The following is a 13,350-nucleotide window of genomic DNA, read 5'->3' as shown; positions in this document are numbered from 1 at the left end:
AACCTTGTAGGAGCCGGCTTGCCGGCGATGGCGTCTTCAAGATCGCTATCGCCAGCAAGCTGGCTCCTACAGGTTTTTGGGGGGGCTCAACATCGTGTGGTTTGCACGGAACCTTGTAGGAGCTGGCTTGCCGGCGATGGCGTCTTCAAGATCGCTATCGCCAGCAAGCTGGCTCCTACAGGTTTTTTGGGGGGGGCAACATCGTGTGGTTTGCACGGAACCTTGTAGGAGCTGGCTTGCTGGCGATGGCGTCTTTGAAATCGCCTTCGCCGGCAAGCCGTGCTCCTACAGGGCGTGTGTCGCTGGTAATCCGGGGTGTTTCAGCCTTTCAATTCCTTCAGGTGTTTGTACACCGTCGCCCGTCCCATGTTCAGCACGTTGGCCACATAGTTCGAGGCGCTTTTGCCTTTGAAGGCGCCTTCGGCGTGCAGGGCCAGCACCAGTTCGCGTTTGTGGTCGCGGGTCAGCAGGTTCAGGCTCAGCTGACGTTCGCGCAGCCAGCCGTGAAGGAAGGTATTGATGCGCTCCTGCCAGTCATCGCGGAACAGTGAGTCCGGTTGCGGGATCAGCTTGCTCGGCGACAGGAACAAGTCCAGCGCGGCCTTGGCATTTTCGAACAGTGAAATATTCAGGTTGATGCACAGCACCGCCAGCGGATGACCGTCGCTGTCGCGCAGCACGCTGCTCAGGCTGCGAATTTTCTGACCATCCCAATTCAACTTTTCGTACGGCCCGATGTTCCGTTCGCTGATGTCATCGCTGAGCATGTCTTCCAGCGCCGAGTCGTCACCCACTTCCCGTTTCGACAGGTTGTTGGCGATGTAGTCGACTTTCTGTGTGCGCAGATCGTGCAGCACCACCTCGGCGTGGGGGAAGAACAACGTAGCGATGGCATCGGCGATCGCGCGGAAGTTGTCCAGGGCCGGGTCTTTTACAGGTGCGTTCATACAATGGAGCTCCAGGCAGCGTCAGCGCCCTGCAAAAAGGGCGCTGGAAGTTTGCCGTAATCGTGTCGACACGTCACCTGAGGACGCCGGTCAGCCCAGGCGAGCAGGGGACAGCATCCCGGCGTCCAGGCCAAAACGCTTGAGTTGCTCGGGCAGTGCTTCGCCGCGTACCAGCGCGGCGCTGGCCTGGCCCATGGCGGGCGAAGTCTGGATGCCGTAACCGCCTTGCGCCGCAACCCAGAACAGCCCCGGCACCTGCAGATCGAAACCGGACAGCAAATCGCCATCGGCGACGAAGCTGCGCAGGCCGGCCCAGGTGCGGGTCGGGCGGCGGATGGTCAGGGTGGTGGCTTCTTCGATCTGGTAGATGCCCATGGCGATGTCCAGTTCTTCGGGCTGCACGTCGTGTGGTTCAACCGGGTCGGCGTTGGCCGGCGAGCCAAGGAACATGCCGGCGTCCGGCTTCATGTAGAACGACTCGTCGAGGCTGACCAGCATCGGCCAATGGTGGATGTCCGCGCCTTCCGGCCCGGCGAAGATGAATGCTGCACGGCGCTTCGGTTGCAGGCCCAGCGGTTTCGCGCCGGCCAGTTCGCCGATCTTGTCGGCCCAGGCGCCGGCAGCGTTGATGATGACCGGGGCGCTGAAGGTCTGGCCGTTGGTTTGAACCTGCCACACACCTTCGCCGTCGCGGGTCAGGCTCAGGACTTCAGTGTCGGTATGCACTTCACTTTTATTGCGTCGGATGCCACGCAGGTAACCCTGGTGCAAGGCGTCGGTGTCGATGTCGCTGGCGGTCGGATCGTAGATCGCGCCGTGGACTTTTTCCCGGCGCAGGATCGGCAAACGCGCGCAGGCCTCGTCGGCGCTGAGCAGTTGCATCTCTGGCACCGTGGCTTTGGCGCTCAGGTATTGGTTGTTGAGCTCGGCCGGGTCGCCGGTGAAGTCCACGGTCATTTCGCCGCGCGGGGTCAGCAGCGGGTGTTCGCAGAAACCGGCAGGCGGGGCGTCGAAGAAATCGCGGCTGGCCTGGGTCAGTGCTCGGACCTGCGGTGTGCCGTAAGCGGCGGTGAACAGCGCCGCCGAGCGTCCGGTGGAGTGGTAGGCCGGATGGGATTCGCGTTCGAGCACGATCACTCGGGCGTGCTGCGACAGCCAGAAACCGGTGGAAGCGCCGGCGATCCCGCCGCCGATGATGATGAAGTCTGCCTGGCTCATGAATGTCTCCTGTCGAGCGCAAATGCCAATAGTGTCGGTGCCCCCTGTAGGAGCGAGGCTTGCCCGCGAAGGCGGTGTGTCATTCTCAATATATGTTTAATGACACACCGCCTTCGCGGGCAAGCCTCGCTCCTACAGGGGTGGTGTCAGGGTTTCAGGCGGTAGATGGCATTGGCCAGTGCGATGTCTTCCAGGCCCAGGCCGATGGAGCGGAAGAACACGTGACGGTCATAGCCGGGGCGCTGGACTTTTTCGCTGATCAAGCCCGGCAGGTCGCCGACGATGGCGCTTGCGTCCCAGCCGTGCTGTTCGCCGGCAATCAGCATTTCACCCGCCGAGCCCGGCGTGGTCAGACGATAGTCGCAGAACACCTGCATGTCATTGAGGCTCTGCGGCGGCACTTCATGGGCACGCGGTGCGTTGGTGCTGATGGACGTGATCAACGCCGGTTTGGTCAGGCTGGAAGGGTCGATCACCGGGCCGGCGGACGACGTGCACAGCATTATCACGTCAGCGTCCTGAACGGCCGCTTCGCGCGTGTCGACAAGGGTCAGCCGTGGGTCGAGGCTTTTGATCTGCGCCACGGCTTCAGGGCTGAGGTTGCTCAGGTTCGGCGAGAAAAGGTGGATGCTTTCCCAGTCGCGCAGGCCTTTGACGTAATGCAGGTGTGCCAGCGCGACCTTGCCGCTGCCGATGATCGCCAGGCGGTTTGCATTCAGCGGGGCGAGGGCATCGACCGCCACCGCGGTTGTCGCGGCGGTGCGCGCGGTGGTCAGTTCGCCGGCGTCGCACAATAGCAGCGGCTCGCCGGTCTGCATCGACATCAGCAAAGTCCATGCGGTCACCAATGGGCCTTGTTCGCGGACGATGTAAGGCGAGGTCTTGACCCCGTAAACCCCGTCTTCGGCCAGCACGCCCAAGTAATTGATGAAATCGCCGGCGCCCTTGGGAAACTCCACCAGTTGTTGCGCCGGCTGCACCGCTTGCCCGGCCGCCAGGTCGCGGAACAGCTTGCGCAGGATCTGCGGAACGTCGACCTGTGCCAGCAGTTCGCGGGCCTGGGGTTGGGTGATCACATAGGGCGTGCTGGACATGGTCGGCTCCGGGAATGGCAAGTAAACTAATTTGTCCATTATGGACTTTTAGTTCTGCCGGGCAAGCTCCTGTTGAAAAAAAACGACGAACGAAAAAAAAGCGCAGTCCGTTGCCGGCTGCGCTTCTTTTATGGCGACCCTCTGTTACGGACGCTTGCGCTCAACCGCCCGCAATAGATGCGTCGGAGGGGTTTCGCAGCTGATTTTGCGACCCAGCAGCGCCTCGATGGACGGTAGCTGGTAGGAGTCGTCTTCACCGGCAAAACTGATGGACACGCCATCGGCGCCGGCACGGCCGGTACGACCGATACGGTGCACGTAGTCGTCCGGGACTTCCGGCAGGGTGAAGTTGATCACGTGGCTGATGCCGTCGATGTGAATGCCACGACCGGCTACGTCGGTGGCTACCAACACGCGGATCTTGCCTTCGCGGAAACCTTCCAGGGTCTTGATGCGCTTGTGCTGCGGCACATCGCCAGACAATTGCGCGGCATTGACGCCGTCACGCACCAGGCGTTCTTCGATGCGCCGCACTTCATCCTTGCGGTTGGCGAAGACCATCACCCGCTCCCAACCGTTGTCGTTGACCAGGTTGTAGAGCAGTTTGTATTTGTCGGCACCGGCCACCGCGTAGATGTGCTGCTCGACGTTTTCGCTGGCCACGTTCTGCGCCTCGATCTCGACGATCGACGGGTCGGTGGTCCATTGCTTGGCGAGGTTCATCACGTCGTCGGTGAAGGTCGCGGAGAACAGCAACGTCTGGCGCTCGTTCTTCGGCGGCGTCTGGCGAATGATCTGACGCACTTGCGGGATGAAGCCCATGTCGAGCATGCGGTCGGCTTCGTCCAGGACCATGACTTCGACCATGTCCAGGTGCACGTCGCCGCGCTGGTTGAAGTCGAGCAGGCGGCCCGGGGTGGCGACGAGGATGTCGCAATGACGCGCTTCGAGGTGCTTGAGCTGCTTGTCGAAGTCCATGCCGCCGACAAACGTCATGACGTTGAGGCCGGTGTACTTGGTCAGGTCGGCGGCGTCCTTGGCGATCTGCACCACCAGTTCACGGGTCGGCGCGATGATCAGCGCCCGAGGCTCACCCATGTAGCGCTCTTTCGGCGGCGGGGTTTGCAGCAACTGGGTGATGATCGAAATCAGGAACGCGGCGGTTTTGCCGGTGCCGGTCTGGGCGCGACCGATGGCGTCTTTGCCCGCGAGGGTGAAGCCCAGCACCTGAGCCTGGATCGGCGTGCAATACGGGAAGCCGAGGTCCTGGATGGCGTGCATCAGTTCCGGGGCAAGTTTGAAATCGTGGAATCGGGTTTTGCCTTCCTGGGGTTCGACGACGAAGTCTTCGAGTTTCCAGGGGATGACCGGCGCTTTTGGCTTGGGTTCACGACGCGGTTTGGCGGGCTTCGGCGCTTCGCTGTGTGGTTGCTCGGCAGCCGCCGCTTCAACAGGCTGGACGGCCGGTGTCGCCACAGGCTCTTGTTTCGGTGCCGCTACGGGGGCGGTCCGGCCAGGCTGATTACCGTCGGTGCGGTGGCTGGGGCTGTGAGACGGAGCGCTGGAGACTGGCGCGAGCTGCTCAGTCTCGCTTTTACCGAACATTTTCTTGAGTGCTTTGAGCACGGTCATCTCATCAATTGGTTAAGGAATATACGGCGGCCAGTGTAATGCAAGAATCGGGCGCGGCGTAGGGGGATGGATCAATGGGCTGTTTTTCAGCTGAGCCGTTAACGCAAGCGCTCGCCGAGCCAGGTGCCGATGTCGCGAATCTCCTCGGGTAACACTTCGTGACCCATTGGGTATTCCTGCCATGTCACGGTGACACCATGCTGCTTTAAATACTCGTAGGCGGTCCGTCCCATCGAGTTTTGCACCACGTCATCGTACTGACCGTGTAACGACAACACCGGAATCCGCTGTTGGCTGGCCGAAAGCTCCAGTCCTTCGCTGAAAGTCGGTGCATAAGTAGAGAGGGCAAGTACGCCACCCAGCGGCCCCTGCCATTTCAGAAATGCGGTGTGGAACACCACGGCGCCGCCCTGGGAAAAACCTGCCAGGAAAATTCGCGAAGCGTCTATTCCGCCGGCTCGCTGTACTTCGATCAATTTGATGATCCGGTCCGACGACGCTTCCAGCTGCTCGCGGTTGATCGCGCGTGCAGGGCTCATGGCCAATATGTCGTACCAGCTCGGCATCTCGTAGCCACCGTTGATGGTGACGGCGCAGGTCGGTGCCTGAGGGAGAACGAAGCGAGTGCTCAGCAGGGTTTCCTGTAACGCTTCGGCCACCGGCAGGAAGTCGTAACGGTCGGCGCCCAGCCCGTGCAGCCAGATAACGCAGGCGTCTGCGGGCTTGACGGGTTCAAGAATCAAGGGCTCGGTCATGGCTGCTCCAATTGTGTGCGTGCGCTCTCATTGAGTGCGAGAGATGAGTGCGCGTCTGGTTGATCCGTTAAGAAGATGTCGCAAGGCTACAAGTTTTGCTATTGACCTGTCCCTTAAACGCTTTGGCGAGCGGTCTGGTACGGGCTTTGCTATAGGAAGCCTGTACGAAAAATCCCACGCCTGTCGGTAACACTATCAGGCCATTGTTCGTGGTGGGATAGCAAAAAATCCGGTGATGGATGTTCGCCAGTGGCCGCTACGGGCTTCGCGAACGTGAAAGGGCTACAGCCCGTTCGGCCGATTGGTGAGAAGTGAGTGGTCCATGATTTGGATTTTCTCCTACTAGACTCATAGCGCAGGTCCTACGTCGGTTGACCCCAAAAAAAACCAACACGGGTCAACTACGCCTCATAAGGGTGCGACTGGACTCAAGCTCCGACACAACAAGAGCAAAACTGGAGGTTTGAATGAAGATGTTGAAATCCACCCTGGCTATCGTGTCTGCAGCCGCAGTACTCGGTGTCAGCGGGTTCGCTCAGGCGGGTGCAACCCTGGATGCAGTGCAGAAGAAAGGTTTCGTACAGTGCGGCGTCAGCGATGGCCTGCCTGGTTTCTCGGTTCCGGACGCCAATGGCAAGATCGTCGGTATCGATGCTGACTACTGCCGCGCTGTGGCCGCTGCCGTCTTCGGCGACGCGACCAAGGTCAAGTTCAGTCAGTTGAACGCCAAAGAGCGCTTCACCGCGCTGCAGTCTGGCGAAATCGACATCCTGTCGCGCAACACCACCATGACCAGCTCCCGTGATTCGGGCATGGGTCTGAAATTCCCTGGTTTCATCACTTACTACGACGGCATCGGTTTCCTGGTAAACAGCAAGACTCTGGGCGTGAAAAGCGCCAAAGAGCTCGACGGCGCCACCATCTGCATTCAAGCCGGTACCACCACCGAGCTGAACGTTTCCGACTACTTCCGCGGCAACGGTCTGAAATACACCCCAATCACTTTTGACACCTCCGATGAAAGCGCCAAGTCGCTGGAATCCGGTCGTTGCGACGTGCTGACCTCCGACAAATCCCAGCTCTACGCACAACGCAGCAAGCTGGCGACCCCGAACGACTACACCGTTCTGCCGGAAACCATCTCCAAGGAGCCTCTGGGCCCGGTCGTACGTAATGGCGACGACGAGTGGCTGGCCATCGTGCGCTGGACTGGCTACGCCATGCTCAACGCTGAAGAAGCCGGCATCACTTCGAAAAACGTCGAAGCTGAAGCCAAAGGCACCAAGAACCCGGACGTCGCTCGTCTGCTGGGTACCGACGGTGAATACGGCAAAGACCTGAAAGTGAAGAAAGACTGGGTCGTGCAGATCGTCAAGCAAGTCGGTAACTACGGTGAAGTGTTCGAGAAAAACCTCGGCAAGGACACTCCGCTGGCCATCGACCGCGGGCTGAACGCTCTGTGGAACAACGGCGGCATTCAATACGCACCACCAGTGCGCTGATGGTTCTATCACCCGGTGGGCCAACCACCGGGTGATGTTCTGTTCCATTACATCCGGGGCACTTCATGCAAAATTCAATCGGCGCACCAAAGCAGAGGCTCAGCCTCAGCGATCCCAAAGTGCGTGCGTGGCTATTTCAGATCATCACCATTGTGGCGGTGGTCTCGATGGGCTGGTACCTGTTCGACAACACGCAGACCAACCTTCAACACCGGGGCATTACCTCCGGTTTCGACTTTCTGGAGCGCAGTGCCGGTTTCGGCATCGCTCAACACTTGATCGACTACACCGAATCGGACAGTTATGCCCGGGTGTTTGTCATCGGCCTGCTCAACACGCTGCTGGTGACCTTCATCGGCGTGATCCTGGCGACAATCCTCGGGTTCATCGTCGGCGTGTCACGGCTGTCGAAGAACTGGATCATCAGCAAGCTGGCGACTGTTTATGTGGAAGTCTTCCGCAACATTCCGCCGCTGCTGCAAATCCTGTTCTGGTACTTCGCGGTGTTCCTGACCATGCCGGGGCCACGCAACAGCCATAACTTCGGCGACACCTTCTTCGTCAGCAGCCGCGGCCTGAACATGCCGGCAGCGTTGATGGCGGACGGTTTCTGGCCGTTTGTGATCAGCATCGTCGTGGCCATTGTCGCGATCGTGCTGATGAGCCGCTGGGCCACCAAACGCTTCGAAGCGACCGGTGTGCCGTTCCACAAGTTCTGGGTTGGCCTGGCGCTGTTCTTTGCGATCCCGGCGCTGTGCGCGTTGATCTTCGGTGCACCCGTGCACTGGGAAATGCCCAAGCTGCAAGGCTTCAACTTTGTCGGTGGCTGGGTGCTGATCCCGGAACTGCTGGCACTGACCCTGGCCCTGACCGTGTACACCGCGGCGTTCATCGCCGAGATCGTGCGTTCGGGCATCAAGTCGGTCAGCCACGGCCAGACCGAAGCGGCACACTCGCTGGGTCTGCGTAACGGTCCGACGCTGCGCAAAGTGATCATCCCGCAAGCACTGCGCGTGATCATTCCGCCGCTGACCAGCCAATACCTGAACCTGGCGAAAAACTCTTCGCTGGCGGCCGGTATCGGTTATCCGGAGATGGTCTCGTTGTTTGCCGGTACGGTGCTGAACCAGACCGGGCAGGCGATCGAAGTAATTGCCATCACCATGAGCGTGTACCTGGCGATCAGTATCAGCATTTCCCTGCTGATGAACTGGTACAACAAGCGCATTGCGCTGATCGAGCGGTAAGGAAAAGCGCATGAGTACTCATACTTTCAAGCCTGACATGCCTCCACCGAGCAGCAGCATCGGTGTGGTCGCATGGATGCGCGCAAACATGTTCTCCAGCTGGCTCAACACCCTGCTGACCCTGTTTGCGTTCTATCTGATTTACCTGATTGTCCCGCCGATCCTGGAATGGGCAATCATCGACGCCAACTGGGTCGGCACCACCCGCGCCGACTGCACCAAGGAAGGCGCCTGCTGGGTGTTCATTCAGCAGCGTTTTGGCCAGTTCATGTACGGCTACTACCCGATGGACCTGCGCTGGCGCGTGGACCTGACCGTGTGGCTGGCGGTGATCGGCGTGGCGCCATTGTTCATCTCGCGCTTTCACCGTAAAGCCGTGTATGGCCTGAGCTTCCTGGTGCTGTATCCGATCATTGCCTGGTGCCTGTTGCATGGTGGCGTTTTCGGTCTGACCCAAGTGGCGACCAGCCAATGGGGCGGCCTGATGCTGACCCTGGTGATCGCCACTGTCGGTATTGCCGGTGCGTTGCCGCTGGGCATTGTGCTGGCGCTGGGCCGTCGTTCGAACATGCCGGCGATTCGCGTGGTCTGCGTGACCTTCATCGAATTCTGGCGCGGCGTGCCGTTGATCACGGTGCTGTTCATGTCCTCGGTGATGCTGCCGTTGTTCCTGCCTGAAGGCATGAACTTCGACAAACTGCTGCGGGCGCTGATCGGCGTGATCCTGTTCCAGTCGGCCTATGTGGCTGAAGTGGTGCGCGGCGGTCTGCAAGCGATTCCAAAAGGTCAGTACGAAGCGGCTGCGGCGATGGGCCTCGGTTACTGGCGCAGCATGGGCCTGGTGATTCTGCCGCAAGCCCTGAAGCTGGTAATCCCTGGCATCGTCAACACCTTCATTGCGCTGTTCAAGGACACGAGCCTGGTGATCATCATCGGCCTGTTCGACTTGCTCAACAGCGTCAAACAAGCCGCCGCCGACCCGAAATGGTTGGGCATGGCCACTGAAGGCTATGTGTTCGCGGCCCTGGTGTTCTGGATTTTCTGTTTTGGTATGTCGCGCTATTCCATGCATCTGGAACGCAAGCTCGACACTGGCCACAAGCGTTAGGAGTTCTGTAATGAGCGAAGCAATCAAAAAGCCTGTGAGCCCTGAAGGCATTATTCAGATGCAGGGCGTGAACAAGTGGTACGGCCAGTTCCACGTATTGAAAGACATCAACCTGAACGTCAAACAGGGCGAGCGTATCGTCCTGTGCGGCCCGTCGGGTTCCGGTAAATCGACGACCATTCGCTGCCTCAACCGCCTGGAAGAACACCAGCAGGGCCGCATCGTGGTCGATGGCGTGGAGCTGACCAACGACCTCAAGCAGATCGAAACGGTCCGCCGTGAAGTCGGCATGGTGTTCCAGCACTTCAACCTGTTCCCGCACCTGACCATCCTGCAGAACTGCACCCTGGCGCCGATGTGGGTGCGCAAGATGCCCAAGCGCCAGGCCGAAGAAATCGCCATGCATTACCTGGAACGCGTACGCATTCCGGAGCAGGCGCATAAATTCCCGGGGCAACTGTCCGGCGGTCAGCAACAACGTGTGGCGATTGCCCGCGCGCTGTGCATGAAACCGAAAATCATGCTGTTCGACGAACCGACTTCGGCCCTTGACCCGGAAATGGTGAAAGAGGTGCTGGACACCATGATCGGTCTGGCCGAAGACGGCATGACCATGCTCTGCGTGACCCACGAAATGGGCTTCGCCCGCACCGTGGCCAACCGCGTGATCTTCATGGACAAGGGCGAAATCGTTGAACAGGCCGCGCCAAACGACTTCTTCGACAATCCGCAGAACGAACGCACCAAACTGTTCCTGAGCCAGATCCTGCATTGATCGAAGCCAGGCAGTGAAAAAACCCGGACGCTGTTCCGGGTTTTTTTTTGCCCGAAGAAACACACCTCGATCCCTGTAGGAGCCGGCTTGCTGGCGATAGCGGGGTGTCAGGCGAAACCTATGTTGGATGTCAGACCGAATCGCCAGCAAGCCGGCTCCTACAGGGGGTGTGTCGTGTGCGAAATGGCGAGCCGAACGCGAAATTGTAGGAGCCGGCTTGCTGGCGATGGCGGTGGGTCGGGCGATACCCATGTTGGATATCAGACCGTATCGCCGGCAAGCCGGCTCCTACAGGGTTTGTGTAAACCGTTTGCCCTGTGGGGTGATGCTGACTAACATGTCAAAAAATTCATCCTATGATTGGATGAAAGGGCGAATCTTATGTCAGACATGTCTCCACTCATTAAACGTTCCCTGGTTGATCAGGCTCTGGACCAGTTGCGCCTGCGTATCACCGAAGGCGTCTGGTCTGTCGGTCAGCGCCTGCCCACCGAACCCGAGCTGTCTGCCGAATTGGGCATCAGCCGCAACACTGTCCGCGAAGCCATGCGCGTGTTGGCGTTTTCCGGTTTGATCGAAATCCGTCAGGGCGACGGCAGCTATCTGCGGGCGGTGATCGATCCGCTGGACACCCTGAAAGCGTTGTCGCGCTGCTCGCTTGAGCAGGCCAGGGAAACCCGGCACATCCTTGAAGTCGAGGCCATCGGCCTTGCCGCGCTGCGCAGGACCGACGAAGACCTCGTGGCCTTGCGCGAAGCGCTCAACGTCAGCGGCGATCACTACCACGGCGATCTCGACAGCTACATCGCCTGCGACCTGGTGTTTCACCGTCGTCTGGTTGACGCCGCGCACAACCCCACTCTCAGCGAGTTGTATCGCTATTTCTCCAGCGTCGTTGGTGCACAACTGCGCCAGACCTTGAGCATCACGCCACGCCGCCAGGAAGTGTTCGACCTGCATATCGAACTGCTCGATGCCGTCGAGCAACGCGACCCGGAACGCGCGAAAGCCTTGTCGAGGCAGTTGATCAATGAACCTTGAAACCGAGAACGCCATGTCCAGCAGCCACAGCACGATCACCGAAGCCAAACGCACGGCGGAGCTCGAAGAGCTGCTGATCGACGCCGAGGCCGATGACGAACAGGTCCAGCAAAGCCAGCCAATCCTGCGCCGACCGTGGCTGTTGTTGCTGGGGCTGATTCTGGTCGCGCTGAACTTGCGTCCGGCGCTGTCGAGTATGGCGCCGATGCTCAGCGAGGTCTCGAAAAGCCTGGGCCTGTCGGCGGCGCAGGCCGGTTTGCTGACGACGTTGCCAGTGCTGTGCCTCGGCCTTTTTGCGCCGTTGGCGCCGATTCTGGCGCGACGTTTCGGCGCTGAGCGCGTGGTGTTGGGCATCCTTCTGACATTGGCTGGCGGGATCATTCTGCGCAGTTCGTTCGGTGAAATCGGCCTGTTTGGCGGCAGTGTGCTGGCCGGTGCGAGCATCGGCGTGATCGGCGTTCTGCTGCCAGGCATTGTCAAACGCGACTTCGCCAAACACGCCGGGACCATGACCGGCGTCTACACCATGGCCCTGTGCCTGGGCGCGGCGATGGCGGCGGGCGCAACCGTGCCGTTGAGCGAACACTTCGACAAGAGCTGGGCATTGGGCCTTGGCTTCTGGGTGATTCCGGCGCTGGTGGCGGCGATGTTCTGGTTGCCGCAAGTCGGTCAGAAACACGGCTCCCACAACGTGGCTTACCGGGTTCGCGGTCTGTTGCGTGACCCGTTGGCCTGGCAAGTGACCTTGTACATGGGCCTGCAATCTTCGTTGGCGTACATCGTGTTCGGCTGGTTGCCATCGATCCTGATCGGTCGCGGCCTGACGCCAACCCAGGCCGGCCTGGTGCTGTCGGGTTCGGTGATCGTTCAACTCGCCAGTTCGCTGGCCGCACCGTGGTTGGCGACGCGCGGCAAGGATCAGCGCCTGGCGATCGTCATCGTCATGGCGCTGACCCTCGGCGGTCTGTTCGGTTGCCTTTATGCACCCATCGAAGGCCTGTGGGGCTGGGCGATCCTGCTCGGCCTGGGGCAGGGCGGAACGTTCAGCCTGGCGTTGACCCTGATTGTCTTGCGCTCGCGGGACTCGCACGTGGCGGCCAACCTGTCGAGCATGGCCCAGGGCTTCGGTTACACCCTGGCGTCCATGGGGCCGTTCGCGGTCGGCATCGTGCATGACTGGACCGGCGGCTGGAATGCCGTGGGCTGGATCTTCGCTGTGATCGGCCTCGGCGCCATCCTTGCCGGCCTCGGTGCCGGGCGTTCGCTGTACGTGCAGGTGGTCAGCGAAAAGGTCTGACTACAGGTAAACAACGTCCAGCGTTGCCGAACCGTCGAGCTGCACCTCCGTGCTGAGGTCCAGCTCGGAGGTGGGCGCGATGACCGTTTCCACCGTCACCCGGCTGGTCAGCGTGCGGATGGCAATCGGGCCGGCGCTGCTCCCGGCAATGTCAGTGAATCCGAGATAACTTCGGGCGCCAATCGGAATGGCCTGGCTGTTCGACGAACTCCAGGCCTTGCCGCCCGTGGTGGAATCAGTTCGATAGACCTGCGTCAGGTCGTCCACCACGGTGCTGGCCGGATCGAAGTTCAGTGAATACAAGCCGATTTTATTGTGGCTGTGGTCGTGGTTCAGGCCGTAGTAAATCTCGCTGTTGACGATTGCCGAGCCGTCGCGGTTGTCTCGCATCAGCAAGGCAAAGCGCGCGGGCGCATTGCACTGAATAGTGAGGTCGAGCGTCTGGTCGCGCAGTCGCGTGCGTTTGTCGACGCTGAGGTCCTGCCGGGAGATTTTTCCGTAGTCGACGAGGCCGTTGTTGGACAGCATCGGTGTGCAGGCGAGCGGGGTGAGGGTGCCTTTGACGGTCAGGTCAACGGTGGACGCCGCGAAGGTGTGTTGGGTGGTGCTGATGAGCAAGGTTGTCGCGAAGACAGCGAAGTAACGATTCATTTGTGAAAATCCTTTTCATTGTTTTTTCTGCCTGTGCCGGGAGCCTGCGGAGCCAAAGGCACCTGTCGGCGCTGAGCCGGTCC

At 60.2% G+C, this 13,350-nt stretch carries 12 protein-coding genes; 6 read left to right on the top strand and 6 right to left on the bottom strand.

The window, feature by feature from the left end; genetic code table 11:
* Positions 1-320 precede the first annotated feature (320 nt).
* From KGA82_RS12455 to KGA82_RS12435, 5 genes are all read right to left on the bottom strand, one after another.
* A complete protein-coding gene (locus KGA82_RS12455) occupies positions 321-947 on the bottom strand; it encodes a transcriptional regulator (RefSeq protein WP_008026625.1) in 627 nt (208 codons plus the stop codon).
* A 90-nt stretch (positions 948-1,037) separates the two neighbouring features.
* A complete protein-coding gene (locus KGA82_RS12450) occupies positions 1,038-2,165 on the bottom strand; it encodes an NAD(P)/FAD-dependent oxidoreductase (protein WP_223450554.1) in 1,128 nt (375 codons plus the stop codon).
* A gap of 146 nt (positions 2,166-2,311) precedes the next feature.
* On the bottom strand, positions 2,312-3,259 hold the full coding sequence (locus KGA82_RS12445) for an ornithine cyclodeaminase family protein (RefSeq protein ID WP_223450552.1): 948 nt from the start codon (positions 3,257-3,259) through the stop codon (positions 2,312-2,314).
* A 144-nt stretch (positions 3,260-3,403) separates the two neighbouring features.
* Positions 3,404-4,891 (bottom strand): ATP-dependent RNA helicase RhlB, encoded by a 1,488-nt coding sequence (rhlB, locus tag KGA82_RS12440; protein WP_223450550.1) that lies wholly within the window; start codon positions 4,889-4,891, stop codon positions 3,404-3,406.
* Positions 4,892-4,989: 98 nt separating this feature from the next.
* Positions 4,990-5,646 (bottom strand): alpha/beta hydrolase, encoded by a 657-nt coding sequence (locus KGA82_RS12435; protein ID WP_008026629.1) that lies wholly within the window; start codon positions 5,644-5,646, stop codon positions 4,990-4,992.
* A gap of 467 nt (positions 5,647-6,113) precedes the next feature.
* Between KGA82_RS12435 and KGA82_RS12430 the strand changes: the two genes are divergently transcribed.
* The 6 genes from KGA82_RS12430 (at position 6,114) to KGA82_RS12405 (ending at position 12,616) form a co-directional block, all read left to right on the top strand.
* A complete protein-coding gene (locus KGA82_RS12430; RefSeq protein ID WP_008026630.1) occupies positions 6,114-7,148 on the top strand; it encodes an amino acid ABC transporter substrate-binding protein in 1,035 nt (344 codons plus the stop codon).
* A 65-nt stretch (positions 7,149-7,213) separates the two neighbouring features.
* Positions 7,214-8,395 carry an amino acid ABC transporter permease gene (locus KGA82_RS12425; protein ID WP_008026631.1) on the top strand — a complete coding sequence of 394 codons (1,182 nt, stop codon included), beginning with the start codon at positions 7,214-7,216 and terminating at the stop codon, positions 8,393-8,395.
* A 10-nt stretch (positions 8,396-8,405) separates the two neighbouring features.
* Complete coding sequence (locus tag KGA82_RS12420) at positions 8,406-9,503, top strand: amino acid ABC transporter permease (RefSeq protein ID WP_008037316.1); 1,098 nt, start codon at positions 8,406-8,408, stop codon at positions 9,501-9,503.
* A 10-nt stretch (positions 9,504-9,513) separates the two neighbouring features.
* Positions 9,514-10,278 carry an amino acid ABC transporter ATP-binding protein gene (locus KGA82_RS12415; RefSeq protein WP_008026633.1) on the top strand — a complete coding sequence of 255 codons (765 nt, stop codon included), beginning with the start codon at positions 9,514-9,516 and terminating at the stop codon, positions 10,276-10,278.
* Between the two features lie 381 nt (positions 10,279-10,659).
* Entirely contained in the window at positions 10,660-11,319 is a 660-nt protein-coding gene (locus KGA82_RS12410; RefSeq protein ID WP_008026635.1) for a FadR/GntR family transcriptional regulator, read from the top strand.
* Entirely contained in the window at positions 11,309-12,616 is a 1,308-nt protein-coding gene (locus KGA82_RS12405) for a CynX/NimT family MFS transporter (protein ID WP_192228981.1), read from the top strand. Before KGA82_RS12410 ends, KGA82_RS12405 begins: the two co-directional genes overlap by 11 nt.
* Here the strand turns inward: KGA82_RS12405 and KGA82_RS12400 are convergent, their stop codons facing one another.
* Positions 12,617-13,267 carry a DUF1120 domain-containing protein gene (locus KGA82_RS12400; RefSeq protein WP_223450548.1) on the bottom strand — a complete coding sequence of 217 codons (651 nt, stop codon included), beginning with the start codon at positions 13,265-13,267 and terminating at the stop codon, positions 12,617-12,619.
* Positions 13,268-13,350 lie beyond the last annotated feature (83 nt).

This window comes from Pseudomonas sp. BF-RE-22, assembly GCF_019956155.1.
GTDB classification, from domain to species: Bacteria; Pseudomonadota; Gammaproteobacteria; order Pseudomonadales; family Pseudomonadaceae; genus Aquipseudomonas; species Aquipseudomonas migulae.
The sequence above is the reverse complement of the archived record's forward strand: the minus strand, read 5'-3'. Positions and strand labels throughout refer to the sequence as shown.